Consider the following 25,777-nt stretch of genomic DNA (forward strand, 5'->3'; position numbering starts at 1 on the left):
ATGCGCCCGATCCGCCCCCTTCCCCTGCTGGCCGCCACCCTGGTCGTGGCCGTGGGCAGCCTCTCGCTCGTTGCGCTGGCGCGCCACGGCAGCGATGGGGCTGCCGCCGCCGGCGCCCCGCTGCCACCCGGCGCGCCGCGCTATGCGCTATCGACCGTGGGCCTGAGCTTTCCCTTTGCCGCCGCGATCGCCAAGGGCTTTCGCCAGGCCGCGCGCGAAGCCGGTGCCGAAGGCCTGGTGGTGGACGGCAAGGCCAATATCCAGAAGCAGGCCAACGACATCGATGACCTGATCGCGCAGCACCCGCGCGGCGTGGCGATCATGCCGCTGGATTCGATCGTGGCACAAGGCTGGGTCAAGCGCGCCCAGGCCGCCGGCGTGCCGGTGGTGGCGGTGGCCGCGCTGGTGGGCGACCCGCGCACGCGCGCGGTGCAGGATGTCTATCCCGGCCTGGCCGCGCTGGTTTCGCAAGACGAAGTCGCCGCCGGCCGCGCCGCCGGCACACTCGCCGCGCAACTGCTGCCCGCCGACCGTCCCGCGCGGATCGCAATTGTCGAAGGGGCCGCCGGATTTCCCGAAGTGGAACAGCGCACGCGTGGCTTTATCGCCGGCCTTGCCGCCAGCGGCCGGCGCGACACCATCGTGGCCGCACAGCCCGGCAACTGGACACCGGACGGGGGCGAGGCCGCCTGCCAGAACATGCTGGCAGCCGACCCGCGCATCGACCTGTTCTTCAACCAGGCGGACGACATGGTGATCGGCTGCGCCCGCGCCGTGCGCGCGGCCGGATCGCATGCCCGGCTGATCGGCGTGGGCGGTTCGCGCCTGGCCATGGCCTCGCTCAAGGCCGGGGCGATCGACGGCACCGTCTGCTTCCAGCCCGAAGCGCTCGGCGCGCTGGCTTTCCGCGCGCTGGCCCATCCGCCCGCACCAGGCACGCCGCGCTTCCTCACCTACCCGATCCCGGCAGTGACGCGCGCCAGCGCGCAACGGTGCACTGGCCAATGGTGACCGCCCTGCCCCTGCTCGCGCTGCGGCACATCGCCAAGCGCTATCCCAACGGCACGCAGGCGCTGGTAGACGCCTCGCTGGAAATCCGCGCCGGTGAAGTGCATGGCCTGCTCGGCGCCAACGGCGCGGGCAAGTCCACCCTGATCGGCATTCTCTCGGGCGCGACCACGGCCACCGAAGGCGCGATCCTGTGGCGCGGCGCCCCGGTGCGCTGGCGGCGGCCGGCAGACGCACGGCGCGGCGGGGTTTCCACGCTGTACCAGCACATCCCGCTGGTGCCGACGCTGTCGGCGCTGGACAACCTCCTGCTCGGCGCGCCGGGCTGGCAGCGCCGCGATGGCCAACAGCGCGCACGCGCCGAAGCGGTCGTGGCGCAACTGGGCAATCCCTTCCCGCTCGATGCCCTGGTGGCCGACCTGCCGATCGGCGCGCGGCAGATGGTCAGCCTGGCGCAGGCGCTGCTCGATGGCGCACAAGTGCTGGTGATGGACGAGCCGACCGCCTCGCTCGCCGCGCAGGACCGCCAGGCGGTCTATGACGTGGTGCGCCGCCTAGCCCACCAGGAAGGCAAGGCGATCGTGTTCGTCTCTCACTTTCTCGACGAGATCCTGGCACTGACCGACCGCGTGACGATCCTGCGCGACGGGCGTGACGTGCTTCACCGCCGCACCGAAGACCTCGACGAAGCCGCTTTGGCCGCCGCGATCAGCGGACGCGCGGTGGCGCGGCTGACCCGCCGGGCGCGCCGCATCGGCGAAACCGTCCGCCTGGCGGTGCGCGATCTGGCATCCCCGGCTGGCCTGGCGCCAATCTCGTTCGATCTGCGCGCCGGCGAAATCCTGGGCCTGGCGGGCATGCTCGGCGCCGGGCGCAGCGAGCTGCTGCACGCCCTGTTCGGCGCCGATCCCTGCGCGCGCGGCGCGGTGCTGGTCGATGGCACGCCGGTGCTGGGGCCGGGCGTGGTGACCAATACCGGCAGCGCCGTCGCCGCCGGGCTGGCGCTGGTGCCCGAAGATCGCAAGCGCCAGGGCTTTGTGGCCGGATTCAGCGTGGCCGAAAACATCGCCCTGCCCCGCCGGGGCTGGCTGATCGATCACGCCACCGAACGGCAAGAGGCCGAGGCCGCGATTGCCGCCCTGGCGATCAAGACCGAAGACGCGCAGCGCCCGGTCGGCACCCTTTCGGGCGGCAATGCGCAGAAAGTGGTGCTGGCCAAGTGGCTCACCGACCAGACCCGCGTCCTGCTGCTGGACGAACCGACCGCCGGCATCGACATCGGCGCGCGGGTCGACATTCTCGAACAGGTGCGGCGCCTGGCCGACGAAGGGCTGGCGATCGTGCTGGTCTCTTCGGATTTCGCCGAACTGCTGGCGCTGAGCGACCGCATCCTGGTGCTGCGCGAAGGCGCCGTGGTGGCCGACGTGGACCCGGCCACCAGCAGCGAGATCGACCTTACCCTTTTGGCCAGCGGCAGCGCACCGGCTTGCGATGGAGTTCCTGCATGATCGCCTCAATCCCCTGGCGGCAAAGCCTGGGCCTGCGCCAGGCCGGCGTATTCTATGCGCTGCTGGCGCTGCTCGGCATTCTGGCGGCGCTCGCTGCCAGCCGCGGCCTGCCGCCCTATCTGGCGCCGGCGAACCTGGGTAACATCGCCTATCAAGCCTCGCTCGTCGGGATCATGGCCGTGGCGATGACGATCATGCTGATCACCGGCGCGTTTGATCTCAGCGTGGCATCGGTTGCGGCCCTTGCGGCGGCAGTGCTGGTCGGGCTGGCCGGGCAGATCGGCTTCGTTCCCGCGCTGCTCTGCGCGCTGTGCACGGCGGCGATGATCGGCATTCTCAATGGCGTGATCGTCGAATTCGTCGGGATCAACGCTTTCATCGTCACGCTCGGCACGCTTACGGCGGTGCGCGGGCTGGTCCTGGTGGTCACCGACGGGCGCTCGCTGATGGTCGAAGACCCGCAGGTGCTGGCGCAAATGCTGGCGTTCGAAAGCGCGCGGGTGCCGCTGTTCTGGCCGCTCCTCGCACTCGGTGCCGTGGCGCTGGCGATCGCGACGCTACGCCTGGCGCCTGCTCCGGCGCTGGGCGGCCTGGGGCTGCTGGCGCTGGCCGGCCTGGTCGGCCCGCGCTTCACCGTGGCGGCACCCGTCATCTATCTGCTGCTGTTCACGACCGCCGCCTGGTTCGTGATGGAGCGGACCGTGCTCGGCCGGCGTATCCAGGCGGTAGGCGGCAATGCCGAGGCGGCGCGCCTTTCGGGCATCAACGTGCGCGCCTATCGGCTCGGCGTGTTCATCCTCTCCAGCCTAGCGGCGGGCTTTGCCGGGGCGCTGTTCGGCTCGCGCCTGGGCGCGATCAACCCCACGGCCATGCAGGGCGCGGAACTGACCGTGATCGCCGCGGCGATCCTGGGCGGCACGTCGCTCTATGGCGGAGCAGGCAGCGTGATCAAGACCGTTGCCGGGGCGCTGATCCTGTTTACGCTGACCAACGGGTTCAACATCCTGAACCTGGGAGCCAACTACCAGGGCATCATCGAAGGCGCGGTGATCATCGTTGCCGCCGCGATCTACACCCTGGGCAACCGCAAGCGCGGGGAAACATGATGACCGAAACCGTCCTGCGCATCGCGGTGCGCGAATTCGCACCATTCGAAAGCGCCATTGCCGCCCAGTTCGCCGATTTCGTGCGGCACACCGGCGTTTCTGCCCGGATCGAGCTGGACGTGCTCGATCTCAACACGCTGCACCACAAGGCGATTGCGCAAGGCGGCCTGGCGCGCGGCGACTATGACATCGCGTTCCTGTGCACCGACTGGCTGGCGCAGGCCCAGGCCATGGGGCAACTGGCCGATCTGGCGCCTCTGCTCGCGCAGCGGCCGGCCAGCGACTATCCCCACGGCTGGAGCCCTTCGCTGACCACCATGCAGGCCTTCGCCGGCGGCGTCTGGGGCCTGCCCTATCACGATGGCCCGGAATGCCTGGTCTATCGCAAGGATCTGCTGGCCGCTGCCGACCTGGCCGTGCCCGGCACCTGGGAGGAATACCACGCCGCCGCCCGCCGCCTGCACGATCCGGCCAGCGGCGTCAGCGGCACGGTGCTGGCGCTGTTTCCCGATGGCCACAACGGGTTCTACGATTTCTGCATCCACATCTGGTCGCGCGGCGGAGAGCCTTTCACGCCCGCCGGCCGGCCCGATTTCGCCTCGCCGCAGGCCCATGCGGCGCTCGATTTCCTGCGCACGCTGGCGCGCGACACACAGGCCATCGCGCCGGGCGCGCGCGAGACCGACAGCGTGCAATCGGGCATGCTGTTCGCCGCCGGACATGTGGCCATGATGGCCAACTGGTTCGGCTTTGCCGCCTATGCCGATACCGCGCCCGACAGCGCCGTGCGCGGATTGGTGGACGTGGCGCCGCTGCCCGCTGGCGAGGGCGGTGGCACGGTATCGCTCAACGTGTTCTGGGTGCTGGGCATCGGCAGTGGCAGCAGGCACTGCGATCTCGCCTGGGACTTCCTGCGCCATTGCACCCGGCCCGAGATGGACCGCCTGACCACCACCCATGGTGCCATCGGCACGCGCCGCTCGACTTGGGCGGATCCGGCGGTCAATGCCGCCATCCCCTATTACCACCGCCTCGACTGGCTGCACCAGTCCGCGCGCGCGCTGCCGCACACCACGCGCCTGGCCGATTTTTCGCACATCATCGACGATGTGCTGGGCCAGGCGGTGACCGGCGAGCAGACCACGGCGGACCTGCTGGCGCAAGCCCAGCGCCAGGCGGAGGCACTGGCATGACCGCCCCGCTGCGCCAGGCCTGGGACCACCCCGCCCAGCCCCGTCCGATCGTGCTGATCGGCACCGGCGGCATTGCCCACGACGCGCATCTGCCCGCCTATCGCAAGGCCGACCTGCCGGTCTACGGCGTCTACGATCCCGATCAGGACCGCGCCCGCGCCCTGGCCGATGCGTTCGGCATTGGCACCGTCTTCCCCACGCTGGCCGATGCGGCAAAAGCCGATGCGGTGTTCGACGTGGCCGCGCCGCCGGTGGCGCATCTTGCCATCCTGGAAGCATTGCCACGCGGCGCCAGCGTGCTGCTGCAAAAGCCGATGGGCCTTGATCTCGATGCCGCGCGCGCCATCCGCAACGCGGTGCATGCGCGCGGACACACCGCAGCGGTCAATTTCCAGTTGCGCTATTCGCCGATGATGCTGGCGCTGGCCGATTGCCTGGCGCGCGGCGATCTCGGCACGCTGCTGGAGATCGAGGTGCATCTCAACCTGGCCACGCCTTGGCACCTCTTTCCGCACCTGATCCCCAATCCGCGCGTGGAGATCGTGTCCCACTCGATCCATTATCTCGACACGATCCGCGCCTTGGCCGGCAACCCGAGCGGCGTCTTTGCACGCAGCTTCGGCTATCCCGGCAGCCCGCTGGCCGATACCCGCACCACGATCCTGCTCGATTACCCGGCGCCCTTGCGCGTCACGCTGTCGATCAACCACCACCACGATTTCGCGCGCCAGTTCCAGGATGCCAGCTTTCGCGTGGAAGGCACCGAAGGCGCCGCGCTGGTCAAGCTTGGCCTGTTGCTCGACTATCCGGTGGGTGAGCCGGACGAGCTGTGGATCGTGCGGCGCGGCGGCGAGTGGCAGCAGGTGCCGCTGCAAGGGCACTGGTTTCCCGACGCGTTCCTCGGCCCGATGTGCAATCTCCAGCGCTTCGCCAGCGGCGAGGACACCCATCTCGCCACGCACGTGGACGATGCCTGGCAGACCATGGCGCTGGTCGAGGCCTGCTATGCCGCCGCGCGCGCGCGCGCCTTTCCCATCCCGCAAGACTGATCGGCGGCTTCCGCCTGCAAGGGGACTTTCCATGATGCGCTTTTCCCGCCGCGCCCTGGCGCTTTGCCTCTGCCTTTCGGCCAGCGCCACGGCCCTGCCGGCCCTGGCCGCTTCGGCACCGACACCGATGCAGGCGACGGCCGCGCCGGGCATTGCCTTTGGCACCGCCTGGTATCCCGAACAATGGCCCGAAGCGCGCTGGGACACCGACCTGGCGCTGATGCAGCAGGCCCATATCAACACCGTGCGCATCGCCGAATTCGCCTGGAGCCGGATGGAGCCGGAGGAAGGCCGGTTCGATTTCGCCTGGCTCGATCGCGCGATCGCCGCTGCCGCGCGGCACGGCATGCGCGTGGTGCTGGGCACGCCCACCGCCGCCCCGCCGATCTGGATGAGCGAGCGCTATCCCGAAATCCTGCGCGTGGACGAAGACGGCAGCCGCGCCGGCCATGGCGGGCGCCGCCACTTCTCGTTCGCCAGCGCCCGCTACCGCCAGTTTGCCCGGCGCATCGCCACGGAAATGGCCCGCCGCTATGGCCACAACCCCGCCGTGATTGGCTGGCAGATCGACAACGAGATCGGCCTGCCCTCGTTCGATGCCGAAGCCGCGCGGCTGTGGCATGCGTTCCTCGCGCAGCGCTATGGCACGATCGACACGCTCAACCAGCGCTGGGCCACCGCCTATTGGAGCCAGACCTACCAGCGTTTCGACCAGGTGCCGATGCACCTGGGTGGGCAGCAGAATCCCGGCCTGCTGCTCGATTACCGCCATTTCCTCACCAGCACCTGGACCAGCTATGTGATGAACCAGGCCGACGCGATCCGCGCGTTGGCCAATCCGCACCAGTTCATCACCACCAACACGATGTTCTGGAACGACGGGTTCGATCATTTCGCGCTGCACCAAGGGCTCGATATCGCCGCCTGGGACAATTATATCCAGGATGCCGAGCCGGACTGGATCGCCAATGGTGCCGATCACGATCTCGTGCGCGGCTACAAGCAGAAGAATTTCTGGCTGATGGAAACCCAGGCCGGGCGGATCGACTGGGCGCCGGTCAACCGCGCGATGCGCCCGGGCCAAGTGCGCGAAATGGGCTGGCAGGCCGTGCAGCACGGCGCCGATGCCATTCTCTATTGGGAATTCCGCCCCGCGCCCAATGGCCAGGAAACCAACTATGGCACGCTGCTGGCCGCAGACGGTACGCCCGCGCCGATCTTTGCCGAAATTGCTGGACTGGGCGGCGAACTGGCCAAGGCCTCGGCCGCGCTGGCCGGCACGGAGCCGGTGGCAGACATGGCCTTCCTGTTTTCCTACGACAGTCGCTGGGCGATCGACCTGCAACGGATGCACAAGGATTTCGACCCGGTGCGCCAGTTCACCGACTTCTACCGCCCGTTCCGCCTCGCCGCGCAAGGCGCCGCCGTGGTCGCGCCCGAAGCCGACCTGGCGCGCTACAAGCTGGTGGTTGCCCCCAGTCTCAACGTCTTGACCGCTGCCCAGGCGCAGCACCTGGCCGCCTATGTGCAGAACGGCGGCACGCTCGTACTCGGCCCGCGCACCGGGCAGAAGGACGATGCCAACGCGCTGTGGGCCGCGCGCCAGCCTGGGCCGCTGCGCACGCTGCTGGGCGCGCATGTCGAGCAATTCTATGTGCAGGACGGCACCGTGGCGATCACCGGCCCGCTGGGCGAGGGCAAGGCCGCCATCTGGGCCGAGGCGCTGGTGCCCGATGCACCGGAAACCGAGATCCTGGCGCGCTATCGCCAGCCCGGCGGCTGGCTCGATGGCAAGGCGGCGGTCGTCTCCCGCCAGGTCGGGCGCGGGCGGATCGTCTATGTCGGCGCCTGGCTGGAGCCGGAGGCGCTGTCACGCCTCGCTGCGCGCCTGGTGCCCCAGGCCGGGGTTACCCCGGTGTTGCCGGGCACAGCGGCGGACGTGGAAATCGGGCTGCGACGCGGCCAGGGCCGCACCCTGCTGATCGCGATCAACCATGGCGATGAAGCGCGCGCCCTGGCCCTGCCGGCCGGCGCCCGGCCGCTGATCGGCGCGGCACCGGGCGGACAGATCGGCGGGCATGGCGTGCTGGTGGCGGAGTTGCCCTGAGGGCTGCGCCGCCACCCCGTTCGATCAGTTCCAGGGGCGCGACCGGCAGACCGAAATTCCCCGCACATCATTGGGATAGGGGCCGCTGACCGCCGTGTAGAAGTGGTAGAGGTCCCCCTTCCAGAAAATCACCGAGGGCTTGTGGGCATATCCATCGTCGACCGAGCCGGGCTTGCCGACATCGATCATCACTTCGTCCACCTTGTGGAACGTGAACGGATCGCGGCCCAGCGCGAGCAGGTCGCGCGCCTTGTAGTCGGTGCCCGACAGGCCGAAGTAGAACATCGCCCAGCGCCCCTGATGCGTCATCACCACCGGATCGCTGGCAAAGCGGGAGTCCGGCGCGGGCGGTGCGCCGTTGCGCAGGATCGGGTTGCCCGGATGGCGGCGCCAGGTCTTGAGATCGGTGGACACCGCCACGCCGGTCTGCTCGTGCCAGTCCTTCTCGGCGGTCTTGGCGTTGTAATAGAGCAGGAACTGGTTGCCGTGCTTAACGAGGTAGGGCTTGTAGAGCCCGCCCCGCTCCCACGCCGCGCCATCTTGCGCGCGCAGGATCGGCGGCCCGCGCCGCCAGGTGCGCAGATCGCGGCTGAACGCCAGGCCGATCACCGCCGGTCCTTCCTCGTATCCCGGACTGGGATAAGCGTGCCAGGCGCAGACATATTCGCCGTTCACCCGGATCAGTTCGCCGGGCGCATACATCTCGGTTTCCCGCAGGATCGAGGCCGAGGCGACGTTGAAGCGGGTGACCGGATCGCTGGGATCGCGCGCCAGGATCACGCCCTGCCGCTGCCAGTTCACCAGATCGTCGGACACGGCGATGCCCGTCTGGTAGCCGGTGCCGTCAAAGCCCACGTACGTCAGGTAGAAGCGGCCCTCGTGGCGGAACACGAACGGGCAATCGACGGCCTTTTCGTCAAAACTGCCCGCCACCTTCGAGCCGCCGAGGATCAGCCGACCGAGCTTGTAGGGCGTGCGGAACGGCGCGACCGGATCGCTCGCGCCATGCCCATTGGCCAGGGCGTTGCCGGGCAACAGCAAAGTGCCGGCCGCAGCCGACGAACCCGCCAGCATGGCCCGGCGGGAAAGACTATCCTTCATGGTTCCTGATCTCCCCTTCGCGCTGTTCGACAGCGTCGATTCTCTGTTGGCCGTGGCGGATCACGCCACACACCGCCTCTGCGGCGGCAACGCCGTCGCGCGCGGCAATCGCTTCGACGATGGCCGCATGGCCGCGCAGGCTGGCCTGGTGCTCTGCCGCATCGTCTACCGGCGAACTCAGGGTGAACGCGGCGAACAGCGCCGTTTCGATCACCGCTTCGGTCCCGGCCATCAGGCGATTGCCCGAAGCCTGGCCGATCAGCTTATGCAGGGCGAGGTCCGCCCTTGCGAAATCCAGCCGAGACAGGCCCGGCTCACCCATCGCGGCGATCAGCCCGCACATCTGCGCGATCTGCGCGGGCGTGGCATGGCGCGCTGCCAGGGCGGCGGCGGCCGGCTCCATCGCCAGGCGGAAATCGGCCAGTTCCTCGCGCAGGCGGCTTTCAACGCCTTCGCCCACGTGCCAGGCCAGCACGTCGGCATCGAACAGGTTCCACTGCTGACGCGGACAGACCCGCATGCCCACGCGCGTGCGCGCCACGACCAGGCCCTTGGCCGCCAGCGTCTTGAACGCTTCGCGCAGCACCGTGCGAGACACCGCGAAGCGCTCCAGCAGCAATTCTTCGCTCGGCAGCGTGCCTCCTTGCGCAAACGCGCCGGCGACGATCGCGCGGCCGATGCCATGGACCACGCGATCATGGCTGTTGCGCAAGCCCGGCTGCCGCGCGCCACCGGCCATGGCGGATCGGCCATGAGCGGACAGAAGCGGGCCGGATGGGGCCGAGGCAGACAGGAAACCGGGAATCGCCATGGCGATAGTTTTACGCAGAACGCGCAAACCTGAATAGTCATTTTATATTATTATATGATTTTATGCCAAACCTCACCCAACAGACGAAATTGCCATTCCTCCCGCTAATGCGATTGCCTCTCATTACCTTTTATGCCAGTTGCAGTCCCGTAACAGGGAGGCTCCGCATTTGACCCGATTTCACGCCTTGCTCGCCGGAAGTGCCCTCGCCGCGCTCCTCGCTTCTACTGGCCTGCACGCCGAAGACGCCGAGTCGCCGCGGACGATTGCGCCGGGCGAGATCGTCGTGACCGGCGAAAAGGCCGCGCGCACGCTTCAGCACACGCCCACCAGCATCGCCGTGACGACGCCGGAAAAGATCAACCGCGAAACCCTGCTGTCGATCCAGGATGTCTATGCCCTCACCGACGTGCCCGATTACTATGACAACCGCACCTCCACCGCTGACCAGCCCAATCGCGGCTGGGTGGCCAGCGACATCGCCCTGTTCCGGCTGAGCGTACCGCTGGCCGACGGCCTCAAGCTGTCAAGCGCGACGTCGTGGAACCGCTCCCGCGTGCAATCGGTGGCCGACTCCGACAACACGGCGGCCAATCTCTCGACGATCAACAATCTCTATCGCTTCAAGACCCTGACGCAGGAACTTCGCGTCAATTACGAAGGCGACCGGCTCAGCGCCCTGCTCGGCGCATGACTATCGCCGCACCGGCGGGCTGACCGCGCGCAGCCAGATCAACGTGACCACGCCCACCGGCACGATCACCAACCTGCTCACGCCCTACGTGAGGGCGACGAGCGCCGCCACGATCGCCACTGCCTATGCCCAGGTGCTGCCGGTCATCCCGGTTGCCTATGCCGCTTCGCAGCCGGAGCGGGTCGAGACCATGGCGCTGTTTGGCGACGCGCGCTGGCGCGTGGCCGACCGCCTGACCCTGATCGGCGGCTTCGGCCTCGATCGCGAGCGCAATCGCTATGCCGCGGAAACGCAAACGACCTTCACCGACACGCTGCCCGCCACCGATTTCCTGGGCACCCGCTATGCCCCGCTGGTCTCCGCCGTCAACGCCGGGGTGCTCGGCTTGGTCGACGATGCCAATGCGCCGATGGCCGCCAACACCCGCACGTTCCATGCCTTCCTGCCCAAGGCCGGGGTCAGCATGGACTGGACGCCGGACCTGACCACCGCATTCACCGTGCAGCGCGCCTATCGCTCCGGCGGATCGAGCCAGAACCAGGCCGCCAACCGCGTCGGCGTGCGCACTGTGGTCAACGGGCAGGTGGGTTACCAGGCCGACCACTGGAACCTGTTCGTGTTCGCGCGCAACCTGCTGAATGCCAAGTATCAGCAATACAACTATGCCGCCGCGCATATCGCGGTGCTGGGTGACCCGCAGACCTTCGGCGTCGGCGCGGGGCTGCACTGGTGATCGCGCTGGCGGGACTGGCCCTGGCGCTCACCGGTGCGTTCGGCGCGGCGCTGCTGCGGCGTTCATGGCGCCATCGCCAGGGCATGATCGCGCCGCTGGTGGCGGGCGGGTGGCTGGTGATGAGCGGTGCCACCGTGCTGGCCATGCTGGCGATCGGCCCGGTCAAGGGGCTGGCACTGGCGGCAACGATGCAGGCAGCCGGCGCGCTCGCCGTGGTCTGGCAAGGCCGCGTGCAACGCCAGCCCGCGCGCGCGCCGCGTGGCGAGGCCAGCATGGGCATGGGCGATGCCGCCCCCGAACCGCTGGAGCAGCGCGCCCGGCTATGGCGCGGGGTCTTGCGCGTGCTGCTCGCCGGGCCGCTCGGCATGGTCGCGGCACTGGCCCTGGCCCTGTGCCTGGCAGTCTACCCGCCCGGCGATCCGCGCACCCGCATTGTCCTGAGCGGCCTCGCCACGCCCGTGCTGTGGGGCCTCGCCATGACCTGGACGCTGGCCGACCGCCGCCTGCTGCGCGCGCTGGCGATGCTGGTCGGCACCAGCCTGCTCGGCCTCGGCATCGCGGCGCTGGGCGATGCGGCATGAGCAGCGACCGGAACACCAGGAACGGCAAGGCGTGGCGCTGGCCGCTCTCGCCCGAAACCGTGCGCGCCGCTTTGAGCGGCCATGGCGCGCTGGGCCTCGCCTTTGCCGGGGTGATCTATCTCGTCTGCCTGACCGGCACGCTGACCGTCTTCACGCCCGATTGGCAACACTGGGAAGTGCCGCGCGCGCCGGTGGTTGCCACGCTGGCCGACGCCGCCGCCTGCCACGCCCTCGCCCAGGCTGCACAAGTCGCGCCGCCCGGCGCCACCTTGTCGCTCACGGCGCGGTGCTGCTGGCCTATCGCGGCAATCGCGCCGACCAGACCTGGGCCGTGGCCGGCGACGGCACGCTTGCACCGCTCAGTGCGCGCTGGAGCGATTTCCTGCTGCACCTGCCTGTGAACCTGCATCTGCCGCGAAGCTGGGGCGGGTTCCTGGTCGGGCTGACCGGCGTGGCCCTGCTGTCTTCGCTCGTCTCCGGGGTGCTCGCCCATCCGCGCGTGGTGCGCGATGCGTTCCACTTGCGCCTGGGCGGATCGCGGCGCCTGGCCGAGGCCGACTGGCACAACCGCCTGGGCGTGTGGGCCTTGCCATTCCACGCCACCCTGGCGCTCACCGGTGCCCTGCTCGGGCTGAGCACGCTGATCGTCGCGGCGCTGGCGCTGCTGCTCTATCGCGGGGATCGATTGCGGCTCGATGCGCAGCATCGCAGCCCTTTGGCCATGCCGACATAGCGCTGGCGTTGGGCAGCGCGATCATGGCTGGCTGCCTGTTGCGTTTGGATAGAGGCTGTTGCGCAGGCCCGCCGGAAGCGCATCCGCTGTGACGCCTGGCGTTGGCTGATCCGCTCTGCCGGTGTGTCGGGGTGAGGCAAACAGCGAGGCGGCCCGCCAATCCGGCACCGCAGCAAGCGTCTCCTGCGCCGCCGGTGGCGTGGTGGCGAGATCGCCCGGCAAGGCGAGCCGGGTGGCAAGCCGGGCCGGCAGATCCTGGCGAGCATGTTCGAGATTCATCGCGGCGCCTTTTTTGGCAGGGCGGGACAGATCGCGCTGTTCGTCACCAGCTTGGCTTGGCCTGCCCTTCTTCGCGATCACCGGCCTGTGGTTCTGGTGGGCACGCCAACGCGCCAAACGCAAGGCGCGTACCCGGCGGCAGGCCGGCACCGCGGCCGGTTGGGCTTAGGCGCTGGCGCCGCAACCAGGGACCTGCGGCCTTTTGCCCCCTCAGAACGGGTATCCAATCAAGCGCTCTCGCGGGCAATGATGCGAAATCCTACGTTCACCGAACGCTGTTTCGGCGCCACGCCCGAGACATGGCTCCGCACCGCGGCATTGACCTCGCGCGCAATCTGCGCCCCGTCGATTTCGACGGTCGTGATTGTCGGGCGCATGTCACTGGCAACGCTGGCATTGCCGAAACCGACGACAGCAAGCTGATCAGGAACCTTCAGGCCTGCGGCATTGGCTTCCACGATGATGCCTTGGGCCAGCGAGTCCGAGCCACAGACGACCACATCGGGGCGTTCCGGCTGCCGGCGCAATTCTGCAAAGACACGTCTGGCGTGGCCAAAGCGGGAAGGACTGTCGACCGCGATTTCCTTGACCGGCGTGTCGCTGTGCGCTTCCCATCCTTGTACGAAGCCATCGCGGCGCAGGCGGGCCCGGCCCAGTTCTGCCGAGACCAGCGCCGGCCGGCGATAGCCGCGTTCATAGATGAAGCGCGCAAGGTCATGCCCGATCTCGACGTGGGAAAAACCGACCGCGATGCCCGGTGGTTCCGCCGGAAGATCCCAGATCTGGACAAAGAGGCCCGGAAAATGCTGTATGAGCGCCGTGGTTTCGGCGCTGAGGGGCGCAGTCGAGACGATCGCGTCCACCTGGCGGCCCATGGCGGCCCGGATCATCGCTTCGGTGCGGCCCGCCGCTGTCCCGGTCAAGGCTAGCATGACCATGGTGCCGCCGGCGTTCAATTCCTCCACCATGGTCTCAATCGTGCGGTCGAACAACGAGTCCACCAAATGGGGGATCAGCACCGCAACCATCTTGGAGCGCGACGACGCCAATCCTCCCGCCAGAAGATTGGGTACGTATTGCATTTCCTCGATCGCGGCACGGATTCGCACCGCAGTGCCGGCAGCCACGATGTCCGGGTTGTTGAGGAAGCGGCTGACCGTGGCCGTTGATACTCCGGCCCGCGCGGCGACATCATCGAGTTTGGGATTGCGCGTGGAAGGACGGACCATGGTTGCCACCCTTTCCGAATTTGCCGGAAAGATGCAAGCGTTCTCATCCAAACCGCAACGGCACAGTGAGTGGCCCGATTTCTGGCCAGCGGCTCAACGTGATCGGCCCGTCGAGCGTAAAACCACCCGGCGTGGCAGCCAGCAGTTCGCCCAGCGCCACGCACAGTTCCATGCGCCCCAGGTGCAGCCCCGGACAGTTGTGAGGTCCACGGCCAAATGCAAGATGCTCGGCAATGTTGGGGCGATCAAGCACGAAGCGGTCGCCATCGGGGAAGATCGCCTCGTCGCGATTGGCGGAGCAGTATAGCAGCGCGATGGCATCGTTGGCCTTGATCGCGCGCGCACCCACCACCGTGTCGTTGACGGCGGTACGGGCAAACCCGCGATAGGGTGTGTAGAGCCGCAGGAATTCCTCGACGGCGGCGGGGACCAGCGCCGGGTCTGCGCGCAACTGCGCCTGCAATTCCTGGTCGCGTGCCAGGTGCACCGCCATGCTTCCGACCAGCACCATCGGGGCTACGATGCCGACCACCAAGACCTGGCGCACGGCCCCGATCAGCAGGTCTTCTGGCAAGGATTGCCCGCCGTGGACAGCGGCAAGCAGGGCGCTCGTCGGGTCGATCGCAGGGTCTTCGGGCGCCTCGCGCCGCAGCCGCACCAGATCACGCGCCATGTCGTAAAGGCGCAGGCTGGTGGCCTTCATCAGTTCCGGCTCGTTGCGATGTACGGCCAGAACGAAAGCACGCCCGTCATCATGCAGCGTATCGAGCCATTGGGGCGGCATGCGCATCCACAGGCCGAACACCCGCACCGGCAAGAACGAGGAAAAATCGGTGCAGATGTCGCCACCACCGCGCGCCACCATCGGCGCCAGCATTTCGCGTGCAAAGCGCCGGGTATCGGCTTCGAGGCGACGCACCTTGTCCTGCGACAGCAAGGGATTGAGCGCCTGGCGGAAAGGCGTGTGTTCGGGCGGATCGAGGTGCAATGGCGGGCGCCGGCCGGTGAACGCCACCTTCGGGATCACGTTCTGCGTTTCGGTGGAGAACGAAGCCCAATCACTGGCAACGCGGCGCACATCCTCATAGCGGCTGAGCGCCCAGAAACCTCCAAGCCCGTCCGTATGGGCCACCGGACATTCCCGGCGCAGCCGGGCATATTCGCGATGGGCGCTGTCGAAATCCTCGGGCGCCTCGGGATCGAAGTCCGACGGGATTGCGGTCATCTCAGTGGTCCTTGTCAGGGCTGGCCATGGCGCGCGCAGGCATGACGCCGTGCGCGGCACGGGCGGAAAGGCGGGGGGCGAGCGAAAGCAGGGCGATCGCGGCAATCAGGATCGCCGCACCGGCCAATTCTGCAGGGCGTGGCACCGGCATGCCCCAGATCCAGGCGAGCAGCAGCGCCGCCACGACACCCGCGATCAGGCTGGCCGCCCGCTCCAGCGGGACGCAGTAGGAATTCTCGCGTGGGTCCAGCAGGATGAGAATCGACAGGATGGACACGGCGGTGAGCGTCACGCCCATGCCCACCAGCGGCCAGATCACGCCCAGGCGCCAGATGCCGATGAACCCACGCGCCAGTTCATCGGCCTGTCCACCCAGGCCGAGCGTGGAAATGGCCGCCAGGGCCACCAGTGACATGGGCAGCGCGATGATCTTTTCTTCGACGAAATAGGCCCTGACCGTTTGTGGATCGCCGGTCTTGCCCACCCGCGTCATCACCACCAGGCGCAGGAAATAGCCAAGCGTGTAAAGCACCACGGTCAGCACCGCGAGAGGAGGCAGCCGCAGCCCACCCCGATCGGTCAGGGTGATCACCAGGGCGAATGCAACCATGGCCAGGGCCAGCCAGCTCCACCACCGCACGCGGCGCCCGAACAGCACGTCGACCAGCGGGGCCAGGATCAGAATGTCACCGCGCATGATCAGCTGGATGAACGGGATGCTGACGCCCTTGAACGTCAGCGACAACGGCACGGTAAACAGCACCAGCGAGGTCGCCAGCCCCGAAAGGAACGTCGCACGGCGGGGAAACGGCACGCTCCAACGACCGATTGCCAGGCGGTTGGCCTGCCGATGCCAGCCAGACAGCCAGATGAAGGCATAAGTCATCACCAGGTTGAGCATCAGCGAGCCGGGCAGGAGTTCGAGTCCGGTGAGCGGACGTCCCAGGGCCACGATCGACGTTGTCGCGAGATACCGCGTCAGCATGATGCTGGGCAGATAGGACAGGAGATAGCCCAGCAGCAGCAGTTCCATCGGCATGCCGCCGGTCGCGGAGGTGGGCGCAGATTGAGCAGGCCTGGTCATCGGCAGGGTTTTCCTCGCAGGCACGGGCGGAGCATCGGTGCCGGGCGATGGGCAACGAACGGGCCTTTCGGCACAACCCAGCGCGCGCGGTCGAGCCGCGCCTCCAAGGTCGACAGCGCGCCCAGCAGCGCCTCGGGCGGGAACCGGCAATGGCCGGCACCGCGATACCACAGGCCCTTGACCATCGCAGGCCTGGCCGCGTCGACATAGGCCTGCTGCAAGGACGGCGACGTGATGCCGTCCCCCTCGGCCTGGAGCGAGACGACCGGCACGCGTGGGCGCGCGTCGGGTGTGTAGTGCTGCATAATGTAAGCCACCGCTGCCGGCTTGGCCGGGATGCGCGGCGCCGCATCGAGGCGGGCCAGATCCGCATCGAGGTTCAAGCCGGCCTGCGCGTAGAGCTTGGCCACGAATGCACGGCGCCCCGAAAGCGCCAGTTGACGGGGATAGGACACCTGCGTGTTCCAAGAAAACGCCCCACCGGCGCGGGTTTCCTGGTCGTGGCGCGGCGGGAACACCGCCATCGCAAAGGTCGCCGCGATGTTGGCAGCCTGGGCATCGGCATCGTCGGCGCGCGGTTCCGGCTGATCGGGCGCGGTCCATCCGGGCATGCCGCCCAGCACACCGGCCAGCGCCAGCCGCGCCCGCCCCTGCGGTGTCGCCATGGCGGCCTTGACCGCATCGCGCACCCGCATGCTGTTGGCCGCATCGTCGGCAACGCCCGTCAACACGATGCCGTCGCCCGGCGCCTGCAAGGTGCGAAAGGCAAAGGCGCCATCCAGAGCCATGTTCATCATGCCGACAGCGCCGCCGATGGACGGGCACAGCGCCACCGCGCCATCGATACGATCGGGTCCGCCGCGGGTCTGCTCGGCCAAGGCAATGGTGACGAGGCTGCCCATCGAAGCCCCCCAGGCGATGGTGCGACGCGGGGCCCCATGCTGGGCGGCAAAGGCAGCAATGGCAGCGCGCTGCGCCGGTACGGCCTGCGCCAGCGACCATCCGCCCGACGCATAATCCGATGCCAAAAGCGCGTATCCCCGCGCCAGCAGCGTGTCACGCAACCCAGCGGGCGCCGGATCCGGCAACGCCGCCTGCGGTTCGTACCCCCGCCCCCAGACGAGCAACGTACCGTTCCAATGCCCGGAAACCATCGCGTGCCACCGCCCGCCGCCAGGCAGCGTGCCCGAAAGCACCTGCACGTCGGCAGGAACCGGGTCGGTGGACGGTACCGGTTGGGCCGGGGCGACACCGGAGGTCGGCGCCATGACCATGGCCATGGCAAGGGTGGCCATGGCTTTCATGGCGCCACCACCCGGAGGTTGCGGCTAACGGTCCAGTCGGGATCGCGGCACAGCCGACAATCCGCGCCGACAAACGCCGCGCTGGCGGCACGCTCGCCCTTGAGCTGCCAATCGAGCCAGTGCCGGGCAACGATGGCCCAAAGCCCGCCGCGCTGTTCGAAAAAAGTGCCCGAATGCCCGACGTCGCGGCTCACCAGCACCGCGGGAACCGAACGGATCCGGGCGAAATCATCGGTGCCATTGGTATAGGCCACGTCGGTCATGCCACCCAACATGTACAATATCGGCGCATGCAACCGGTCCAGCAGGCTCTTGTCCACCGCCACGCCCGGCATGCCGGCACCACCCGCCGGGAAAAGCCCGGAATCGAACACGATCGTGGCGCGGATGCGCGGATCGGTCGAGAGGCTCAGCGCAAGCAAGCCGCCGCACGACCAACCGGCAACCCCGATCCGTGCCTTGTCGACATAGCGGGCCCAGCCGCCATTGCCGGCGGCATCGGCGCTGGCCCAATCGAGGGCGCGGGTCATGTCTGCCGGGCTTACGCCTTGGCCGGGGCGATCGGGCGCCAGGACGGCGCCTTGCGGATAGTTGCGCAAGCCGCCCGGGCCCTCCAGCATGGCACCGGGCACGATCACGACATAGCCGTGCGAGGCAATTTCGGTCAGCAGCCGGCGCGCGTTGCTGGCATCGGCCATGCAGCCGCCGTTGCCGAAGATCAGCACCGGCAGCCTGGCCTGCTCGAAAAGAGCCAGATTTGCCGGGCGGTAGAGCACGGCGCCGGGCAAGGCGGGCTCGATCGCGCGGATCGCGGGATAAGGGCCGCTGCCTGGCTCGTCGGGCAGGCCGTTGAGGTGTTCGCGTTCACGCTGAAGGACGGCCTCGTCGCTCAACCCGGGCACCGCGCGAAACGCCGCGTCGAGCGCGCCGCGTACGGTGTTGCTGACCAGCGCGAGCCGTGCCGGCGAATCCACCTTGATCTCGGGATGGAAATCGATGTGGTTGTAATCCGCATAGCGATACCCGCGTGCCAGGGCGGCATCCTGCATCCACTGCGCCAACGCCTCGTCATCGCGCGACGCGCCGGCCGCAAGGCCGAGCGGCCGTGCAAGGACCACCTTCAGCCCCGCCCCCTGCGCCGCCCGGGCCAGCCGATCCGCGGCGTTGCGCGTGGCTTCCAGTTGGCCCTTGCCGTCCACTAGGTGATCCGGTTGAAGGTGCAAGACCTGGTACCGGCCGCTTTCGATCTGCGCGCGCGCGGCGGCTTCCCCTGCGGCAAGACCGCCCTTTCCGGTCAGGACCGTGCCAAGGCCGGGGAAGTCGAACAGCGCGGGATCGATCCGCATCCAACTTTGCAGCGTGGTGCCCCCCACGAACAGCGGCAAGCGCCGCACGACCGCGGTTGAATTGGCGGCCGCAGCCGCACCCGGCACCGCCGACTGCGCCAGCACCGCGTCGTTCGCTCCCGCAAGCAGCAGGCCCGCCGCGAGGAGACGAAGCAGACCGGGTTTGCGCAAAACGCTGTTCATGGAGGGGACTTTCACGATCAGAACCGGAACGACAGTGTTGCGCCAAACTCGCGCGGTTGCCCCAGGATATAGGACCCGATGCCGTCGGTAACCTGGTCGACACTGGCAATGTAATTGTTGTCCAGCAGGTTATCGACATAGGCTGCCAGCGACCAGTTGTCGGACGCCTTGTAGGTGAGGCGCGCGCCAACCAGCGTCCGGGCGGGGAGACGGTTATAGGGCGCCTGGAAGAAGTTGACCCATTGTGCGCCCTGGTAGCTGATGCGGGCCGACGGGGTCAGCGAGCCCTTGCCCAGGGCGAAGACGTAGGACACGCCCGCCGCGCCCGAAAACTTGGCAGCAAAGGGAATGGTGCGCCCGGCAAGGTTGATCAGTTCGGGCTGTGCCGGCAGCCCATTGCCGAACAGGCCCGCAGGCTGGACAATCTCGAACTGGCCATATTTTGCATCCAGCACCGAGAAGGACGCATCGGCCGCAAAGCCCCCCACCTTCAGGTCGAACTGCCCTTCCACACCCTTGATCCTGGTGCCGTTGACGTTGCGGGTGATCGCGGTCGCGGGATTGTTGATGTCGGCCGCGTAGGTCGCCTGGAAATTCTGGTATGTCATGTAGAAGCCGCTGACCGAAGCGGTCAGGTGATCATCGAACAGGCGTCCCTTGACGCCGGTTTCATAGTTGATGACGCGCTCGGCATCGTAGTTGATGCCAAACGGCGTCGTCCCTCCCGGCTTGTAGCCCTTGCTGATCGTGCCATAGATGAACAGCCTGGGATCGATCTGCCAGTTGAGCGCGACGCGGCCGGTGAACTCGGAAAAGTCGCGAATGCCGGGATTGAGGGGGATGCGGAAGCCCGAAGGGCCGGCCGGGGCAATGTAGCTGTCGATGAAGCCCACGTGGTCCCAGCTGTAGCGGCCGCCGGCCTTGATTTCCAAGCCATTGCCCAGCTTGTAGCCGACTTCGGCAAAGACGGCCTCGTTGCGCCGCCGTGCATCGGTGAAGATAGTCAGGCTCTGCTCGTATGGCGCGCCCTTGGCGATGTTCGGCACGGTAAAGGCCGGCTGGCGATAATTGAGCATGGTCGCGCCGGCCGTCCAGGTGAACGGGCGATTGTCAGGAGAGATCAGATCGATTTCGCCCGTGTAATAGCGATCGTGAATGGTGATCTTGCTCGACGTTCCGGTGGCAGCGGTGGAATAATCGTTGTCGCGCACCGAGAGCTGGTCGGTCGTTTGATAGGTGCCCAGCACGCGCACCTTGAACGCATCGATGCCGCTGTAGTTGAGCACCGCCGTGGTGCGGTTGTACATGGTGTTGAGCGCCTGGTCGGTGTCATAGGCGATCGTGCGATTGCCCACCGGGGCCTGGGCAAAGCTCTGCGTGGGCAGGCCATCGGTCCGCCGGTCGCTGTATTGGTGGATCAGCAGCAGGTCCAGGTCATCGATCGGCTTGTAGAGCAGTTGGGCGCGGCCCAGGAAACGGCTGAGGTTGCCCGGCTGGTTGCCATAGCGCACGGGCTGCGCCGCCCCGGTCGGCCCCAGGTTGGTGAACGCCGAACCGCGCCGCTCGACCTGGCCCGACAGGCGGACGGCCAGCTTGTCGCTCAACTGCGTGGTGACGCCTGCCTCGACCTGCTTGCGGCCGATATTGCCCAACGTGACGCTACCAAAGCCGCTGGTTCCGTTGAAATCGGGCCGCACCGAACTGATGTAGATCGCGCCGCCGCTGGCATTCTGGCCCGTGTAAGTGCCCTGCGGGCCGCGCAACACTTCCACGCTGGCAACATCGAAGAACGAGTCCCCGTAGACGAATTCGCGGGCGACATAGGTGCCATCCCAATGGATCGCCACGCCAACCGACTGGTTCGGCGCCCCTTCGGAAATGCCGACACCCCGAATGTTGACGAACTTGACGTTGCCGTAGTCAGCAAAGCTCAGCGACGGAACCTGCGATTGCAAGCTGTTGATATCGCTCACGCCACGGGCCTTCAGCATGTCGGCATTGAGCGCCACGACGGAAATCGGCGTGGAAAGCGCGCTCTGGCTGCGGCGCTCGGCGGTCACCACGATGCCGGGGGCAGCCGCGCCTTCGTCGGCGGCCGCACCACTGCCTTCGGCCTGCGCAAATGCAGGAGCCGACGTTCCAGCAAGCAACACGCCTGCGATCCAGTGCTTATACCTCATATTGGATACCCCTCTCCCGATATCGGACACTGCCCGGCGCATGAAGCTGGCCCGCATTCTGATTTTGCATCTGGGTCCGCACAGGCCTTGCGCGCCCTGAAGCACCGCATAGCCCCGTTCCCGCCTTTTATGCAAGCGCTTTCATTCATGAGGGACCGTTCGGAACCGACCCCATCAAGATCGGTATGTCCGCTCGAAATGGGGCAAACAGCGTATCACGCCAGCCAAATTGCCAACGTAACCAACATCAGCCCCAGCCGACACCGTCCGTGGATTAAATGACGTCGCACTCGGCAAATTTCGGAGTAAGCGTTTACATGAGGAAAGCCTGAAGGGACGACCCCGCCACGCCGGATCTTGCCGATGGGCCTCACGCAAACGGAATAACCGATGCGCAATCAGGGCTGCTCCCAGTAGGGCGGATCGCCAAAGCTACGGCGCAGACTGTCCCCGAACGCGCGTATCTTGCTCGCGGCACCATGATCGCGCGGATATGTCAGGAAAAGTTCCGCGCCTTCCGCAGGCCAGCCTATGTCCACTTCGATCAGGGCCCCGGTCTTGATTTCCTGGTGCAGGAAGAATGTCGGCAACATGGCAAGCCCAAGGCCGGCCAAGACGGCATCGCGCATCACGATCCCGTTGTTGACCCGCAGCGCCGCTCGCGGCCGCACGACAGTCCAGCCAGACCCCGCAGCGAAGCGCCAGTCACCTGACCTGTTGGCGTAAAGAATGGCCGTGTGACCTTCCAGCTCCGTCAGCGAAGTGGGCTTGCCATGCTCCGCAAGATAGGAAGGCGCAGCCACCAGAAGGCGTCGACTGGTCGCCAGCCGTCGCGCGATCAGGCGGCCATCGCCGATGGCGCCGTGTCGCAGGACGGCATCGAACCCGCCGGTCGCCGCGTCGACAAAGCGATCGTCCAGGTCGAGAGACATCTCGATCCCCGGGTGCTCCTGCAGGAAGCGGGCAATCGCCGGCCCCAGGTGAAGAATGCCAAAGCCCACGGGCGCCGATATGCGCAGCGGCCCGGCCAGCTTGCCGCTCCTCGCGTCGATCTCTGCTGCGGCTTCCTCCATTTCGCGCAGGATGCGTTGCGCACGCGGCAAGAACGCTTCGCCCGCGCTGGTCAAGGTCAGGCGCCGGGTGGAACGCTGGAGCAACGTTGCCCCCAGCGCCCTCTCCAACTCTGCCAGCCTCTCGCTGACCACCGATTTTGCCAGTCCAAGGCGTCGCGCTGCGGCACTGATCGAGGTTTGGTCAACCGTGGCGACGAAGGCTGTAATGCCGTCGAGCTTCATCATTGTTCGGTTTTCCCGTCGTTCAAAACCAGAATTGGATAGCTGGTGCGAACGCTGCCCGATCGGCATCTTCCCGTCCAGACAGCGCGCCGGCCTGCCTCTTCAGGGCCGGTCCCGCTGCTCCCATCCAGAGGAGGCTGACATGAACGACTTTATCGGAAAGAATGTTCTCGTGCTTGGCGGCAGCCGTGGCATCGGTGCCGCCATCGTCCGCCGGTTCAGCGAGGGTGCGGCCTCAGTGGCTTTCACCTTATGCCGGATCACGCGATGCCGCCGCCAAGCTTGCCGACGACACGGGCGCCACGGCCATCCAGGCAAACAGGGCGGACCGCCATGCCCTGGCTCCCGGGGGGCTTCAGCCCCCCAAATCCCCCTTCCCTCTCCCAGCAATTCACCACCGCAGACACGGCGCCGCCCACCAACCACCACTCTCGACCGCATCCGGCGATGGCAGATCCGACACAGCGTCAACGATAGGCATGCCGCCGCAATGGTGGGAGCGTCGCCGCATTGCGGACAGGCACGGGCGTCTGCTGGATCGTCGCGACAGGCTGCGCCGGCATGGCCACGATACGGGCCGGCGGCAGGCAGTGGTCCGCCCAGAGTTGCATCACCGCGCGCCGCTTGCGGAAGAAGTCCGTGCGCAGGTAGGCTGCCTTGGTCTTGTTGCCGACGGAATGCGCAAGGCAAGATTCGGCCACTTCATCGGCCGTGTCGGCTTCATCCGCGACCCAGTCGCGAAAGCTCGAGCGAAAGCCATGGACCGTCACAGGCACGTCCATGCCGCGCACCAGTTCGAGCAACGCCATGTCCGTCAGGGCCGCACCCGAAACCGGGCCAGGAAAGATGTATGGATTGTCGTCGATCGACAAGTGCCTGGCACGCCGCAGCACATCGGCCGCCTGGCGCGACAGCGGGACGATATGCTCGCCCCCCATCTTCATGCGCTCGGCCGGAATGGTCCAGATCGTCAGGTCATCATCCACTTCCGACCACAGCGCATGCCGGACCTCGCCCAAACGGACCGCAGTGAGGATCAACAGTTCCAGTGCCAGCGTGCCGGCACTCATCGGCTTGGCGCGCAGGGTATCCAGAAAGGCCGGGACCTCGAAATGGGGCAGCGCGGCAAAATGCCCCTTGCGCTTGGGTTGGCGGGGCAAGCCGCGCGCGAGCGAGCGCATCGGCGCTTCGCTGTCGCGCAGACCCTTGGCATAGCACCAGTCCAGCACCGCACCGATCCGCTGCCGCACGCGGCGCGCGGTTTCGGGAATATCCAGCCAGATTTCAGCCAAAACGTCGCGGATCATCGGCCCATCGATCTTGTCGACCGTGCGCTTGCCCAGCTTGGGAAAGGCATAGAGTTCCAGGGTCTTGATCCACTGCTGCTGGTGCTTGCCGTTTTTCCAGCCCTTGCACATCTCGGCATGGGCCCGCCGGGCTGCCTCCTCGAACCGAGAGATCTTTTTCTTGGCCTTGCGCCGCTCCTCAGCGGGATCGCCGCCCTTTGCAACTTGTGCACGCAGAGCGGCCGCTTCGAGGCGCGCGTTCTTAAGTGAAATGTGTCGAGCGTCGCCGATGGTAATGTCGTTGCGTGTGTGATGGATCTGAATCCGCAGCACCCATCTCCTGCCACCGGCCGGCGAGATGCGCAGATACAACCCTTCACCATCAGCATAGCGACCAGGTTCGGTCAATGCGTTGACCATGGAGTTGGTGAGCTTTCCCATGCCCGGAATCTATCACCGGAGGGCCCGGTTTCAAACCGGCCGTCCCTGCGCTAGCCCACACTCCAGCCCACACTTCGCGCTTCGACGGCTTACCCAGCAAAAATGAGGAGTTCAGAAAAAACGCTTCTTTTTCCGTACTTTGGATCGTATCTTAGGGTGGCCCAGCGTGCTGCCGGAGGGGGCATATGGCGGAGCGGGAGGGATTCGAACCCTCGATACGCTTTTGACGTATACTCACTTTCCAGGCGAGCGCCTTCGACCACTCGGCCACCGCTCCGCATGCACTGGAAGGCGCCCCCCTAGCCGCCCGTGTGGGGTTGCGCAAGGGCGGTTTGGTGATCACAACGGCAAAATGTTGATCCGCCCCGCTGCCTCGCTGATCCTGGCCATTACGGCTGCAAGTTATGCACAGGCACAGCCGCCTGCGCCCCCGGTTCCGCTCAGCCCGACCGAGATCGTGAGCGCGGCGCCGGCGGCCGATTGGGTGGCGATCGCGCCTGCCGATCTGCTGGTGATGGACCTGGCGCCGGCGGCCGACGGCGCCGCGCGGCAGGTGGTTATCCAGTTGATGCCAGCGCCCTGGTCGCAAGGCTGGGTGGGCAATATCCGCAAGCTGGCCACGGCGCACTGGTGGGATGGCACGGCGATTAACCGCGTGCAGGATGGCTATGTGGTGCAGTGGGGCGATCCTGATGCGGAGGACAAGGCCAAGGCGCGGCCCCTGCCCTCCTCGCTGCTGAGCGTGTCGCAGGGCGCCTATACCCTTACCGCCGGGGCCGCGCCGGCGCTGGAGGGACCGCGCATTGCCGATGGCATCTATGCCGCCCAGGCCCGGTTCTATCACGGCTGGCCGATTGCCATGGGCCCGGGCGAAGCGCCCGAGACCTGGCCGGTGCACTGCTATGGCACGGTGGGCGTGGGGCGCGACATGCCGCCCGACGCCGGCAGCGGGGCCGAGCTTTATGCCGTGATCGGCGATGCGCCGCGCCAGCTTGATCGCAACATCGCGGTGGTCGGCCGGGTGATTGCCGGAATGGAATGGCTATCCAGCCTGCCGCGCGGCAAAGGTGAGATGGGCTTCTATCGCCAGGCCGCCGAGCGCACGCCGATCCAGCGCGTGCGGCTGGGCGATGCGGTACCGGGCCTGCCGACGTGGCAGTATCTGTCCACCGCCAGCGCCAGCTTTGCCCGCTATGCCGATGCCCGTGCCAACCGGCGCGACCCGTTCTACGTGCGCCCGGCCGGCGGGGTGGACATCTGCAACGTGCCGGTGCCCATCCGCCAGAAGCCGTGACGCGCTG

23 protein-coding genes and 1 tRNA gene are annotated in these 25,777 nt (G+C 67.3%); 12 read left to right on the top strand and 12 right to left on the bottom strand.

What is annotated here, in order from left to right; translation table 11 throughout:
- From ABIC78_RS02885 to ABIC78_RS02910, 6 genes are read left to right on the top strand one after another with little or no spacing between them, the layout of a single operon-like run.
- Positions 1-1,011, top strand: a complete 1,011-nt coding sequence (locus ABIC78_RS02885; protein ID WP_354487725.1) for a sugar ABC transporter substrate-binding protein — start codon at positions 1-3, stop codon at positions 1,009-1,011.
- On the top strand, positions 1,008-2,516 hold the full coding sequence (locus tag ABIC78_RS02890; RefSeq protein WP_354487727.1) for a sugar ABC transporter ATP-binding protein: 1,509 nt from the start codon (positions 1,008-1,010) through the stop codon (positions 2,514-2,516). Before ABIC78_RS02885 ends, ABIC78_RS02890 begins: the two co-directional genes overlap by 4 nt.
- Positions 2,513-3,622, top strand: a complete 1,110-nt coding sequence (locus ABIC78_RS02895) for an ABC transporter permease (protein WP_168351767.1) — start codon at positions 2,513-2,515, stop codon at positions 3,620-3,622. The genes ABIC78_RS02890 and ABIC78_RS02895 overlap by 4 nt, the downstream gene beginning before the upstream one ends.
- A complete protein-coding gene (locus tag ABIC78_RS02900; protein WP_354487730.1) occupies positions 3,622-4,815 on the top strand; it encodes an extracellular solute-binding protein in 1,194 nt (397 codons plus the stop codon). The genes ABIC78_RS02895 and ABIC78_RS02900 overlap by 1 nt, the downstream gene beginning before the upstream one ends.
- Positions 4,812-5,864, top strand: coding sequence for a Gfo/Idh/MocA family protein (locus ABIC78_RS02905; protein ID WP_354487732.1), 1,053 nt, complete (start codon positions 4,812-4,814; stop codon positions 5,862-5,864). The genes ABIC78_RS02900 and ABIC78_RS02905 overlap by 4 nt, the downstream gene beginning before the upstream one ends.
- A gap of 31 nt (positions 5,865-5,895) precedes the next feature.
- Entirely contained in the window at positions 5,896-7,971 is a 2,076-nt protein-coding gene (locus ABIC78_RS02910) for a beta-galactosidase (RefSeq protein WP_354487734.1), read from the top strand.
- A gap of 24 nt (positions 7,972-7,995) precedes the next feature.
- On the opposite strand, the gene ABIC78_RS02915 is transcribed toward ABIC78_RS02910, so the two are convergent.
- Positions 7,996-9,072, bottom strand: a complete 1,077-nt coding sequence (locus ABIC78_RS02915) for a hypothetical protein (protein WP_354487736.1) — start codon at positions 9,070-9,072, stop codon at positions 7,996-7,998.
- A complete protein-coding gene (locus ABIC78_RS02920) occupies positions 9,062-9,811 on the bottom strand; it encodes a FadR/GntR family transcriptional regulator (protein WP_354487738.1) in 750 nt (249 codons plus the stop codon). Before ABIC78_RS02920 ends, ABIC78_RS02915 begins: the two co-directional genes overlap by 11 nt.
- A 241-nt stretch (positions 9,812-10,052) precedes the next feature.
- Between ABIC78_RS02920 and ABIC78_RS02925 the strand changes: the two genes are divergently transcribed.
- Genes ABIC78_RS02925 through ABIC78_RS02945 form a run of 5 tightly spaced genes read left to right on the top strand, consistent with a single transcriptional unit; the run spans position 10,053 to position 12,624 of the window.
- On the top strand, positions 10,053-10,577 hold the full coding sequence (locus ABIC78_RS02925; RefSeq protein WP_354487740.1) for a hypothetical protein: 525 nt from the start codon (positions 10,053-10,055) through the stop codon (positions 10,575-10,577).
- Between the two features lie 43 nt (positions 10,578-10,620).
- Positions 10,621-11,310, top strand: coding sequence for a TonB-dependent receptor domain-containing protein (locus ABIC78_RS02930; RefSeq protein WP_354487742.1), 690 nt, complete (start codon positions 10,621-10,623; stop codon positions 11,308-11,310).
- Complete coding sequence (locus tag ABIC78_RS02935) at positions 11,307-11,891, top strand: hypothetical protein (protein ID WP_354487744.1); 585 nt, start codon at positions 11,307-11,309, stop codon at positions 11,889-11,891. Before ABIC78_RS02930 ends, ABIC78_RS02935 begins: the two co-directional genes overlap by 4 nt.
- Positions 11,888-12,292 (top strand): PepSY domain-containing protein, encoded by a 405-nt coding sequence (locus ABIC78_RS02940; protein WP_231627489.1) that lies wholly within the window; start codon positions 11,888-11,890, stop codon positions 12,290-12,292. Before ABIC78_RS02935 ends, ABIC78_RS02940 begins: the two co-directional genes overlap by 4 nt.
- Positions 12,178-12,624: a PepSY domain-containing protein gene (locus tag ABIC78_RS02945; protein ID WP_054130451.1), complete on the top strand. Its 447-nt coding sequence runs from the start codon at positions 12,178-12,180 to the stop codon at positions 12,622-12,624. The genes ABIC78_RS02940 and ABIC78_RS02945 overlap by 115 nt, the downstream gene beginning before the upstream one ends.
- A gap of 21 nt (positions 12,625-12,645) precedes the next feature.
- On the opposite strand, the gene ABIC78_RS02950 is transcribed toward ABIC78_RS02945, so the two are convergent.
- From ABIC78_RS02950 to ABIC78_RS03000, 10 genes are all read right to left on the bottom strand, one after another.
- Complete coding sequence (locus tag ABIC78_RS02950) at positions 12,646-12,984, bottom strand: hypothetical protein (protein ID WP_354487746.1); 339 nt, start codon at positions 12,982-12,984, stop codon at positions 12,646-12,648.
- 146 nt (positions 12,985-13,130) lie between these two features.
- Complete coding sequence (locus ABIC78_RS02955) at positions 13,131-14,132, bottom strand: LacI family DNA-binding transcriptional regulator (RefSeq protein WP_168351762.1); 1,002 nt, start codon at positions 14,130-14,132, stop codon at positions 13,131-13,133.
- A 43-nt stretch (positions 14,133-14,175) separates the two neighbouring features.
- Positions 14,176-15,357 carry a cytochrome P450 gene (locus ABIC78_RS02960; RefSeq protein WP_354487749.1) on the bottom strand — a complete coding sequence of 394 codons (1,182 nt, stop codon included), beginning with the start codon at positions 15,355-15,357 and terminating at the stop codon, positions 14,176-14,178.
- A 1-nt stretch (position 15,358) separates the two neighbouring features.
- A complete protein-coding gene (locus tag ABIC78_RS02965) occupies positions 15,359-16,441 on the bottom strand; it encodes a hypothetical protein (protein ID WP_237741076.1) in 1,083 nt (360 codons plus the stop codon).
- Complete coding sequence (locus ABIC78_RS02970; protein WP_354487751.1) at positions 16,438-17,736, bottom strand: alpha/beta hydrolase; 1,299 nt, start codon at positions 17,734-17,736, stop codon at positions 16,438-16,440. The genes ABIC78_RS02965 and ABIC78_RS02970 overlap by 4 nt, the downstream gene beginning before the upstream one ends.
- A gap of 5 nt (positions 17,737-17,741) precedes the next feature.
- Positions 17,742-19,274, bottom strand: a complete 1,533-nt coding sequence (locus ABIC78_RS02975) for a dienelactone hydrolase family protein (RefSeq protein ID WP_354487753.1) — start codon at positions 19,272-19,274, stop codon at positions 17,742-17,744.
- A 17-nt stretch (positions 19,275-19,291) separates the two neighbouring features.
- Positions 19,292-21,427, bottom strand: a complete 2,136-nt coding sequence (locus tag ABIC78_RS02980) for a TonB-dependent receptor (RefSeq protein WP_158271894.1) — start codon at positions 21,425-21,427, stop codon at positions 19,292-19,294.
- Between the two features lie 425 nt (positions 21,428-21,852).
- On the bottom strand, positions 21,853-22,752 hold the full coding sequence (locus ABIC78_RS02985; protein WP_022677295.1) for a LysR family transcriptional regulator: 900 nt from the start codon (positions 22,750-22,752) through the stop codon (positions 21,853-21,855).
- A gap of 464 nt (positions 22,753-23,216) precedes the next feature.
- Complete coding sequence (locus ABIC78_RS02995) at positions 23,217-24,476, bottom strand: tyrosine-type recombinase/integrase (protein ID WP_354487756.1); 1,260 nt, start codon at positions 24,474-24,476, stop codon at positions 23,217-23,219.
- A 186-nt stretch (positions 24,477-24,662) separates the two neighbouring features.
- Positions 24,663-24,753, bottom strand: a tRNA-Ser gene (locus tag ABIC78_RS03000).
- 75 nt (positions 24,754-24,828) lie between these two features.
- On the opposite strand from ABIC78_RS03000, the gene ABIC78_RS03005 reads away from it, so the two are divergent.
- Entirely contained in the window at positions 24,829-25,770 is a 942-nt protein-coding gene (locus tag ABIC78_RS03005) for a peptidylprolyl isomerase (protein WP_354487758.1), read from the top strand.
- Positions 25,771-25,777: the final 7 nt, after the last annotated feature.

Source organism: Novosphingobium sp. 1529 (assembly GCF_040544855.1).
In the GTDB taxonomy this organism is placed as follows: domain Bacteria; phylum Pseudomonadota; class Alphaproteobacteria; order Sphingomonadales; family Sphingomonadaceae; genus Novosphingobium; species Novosphingobium capsulatum.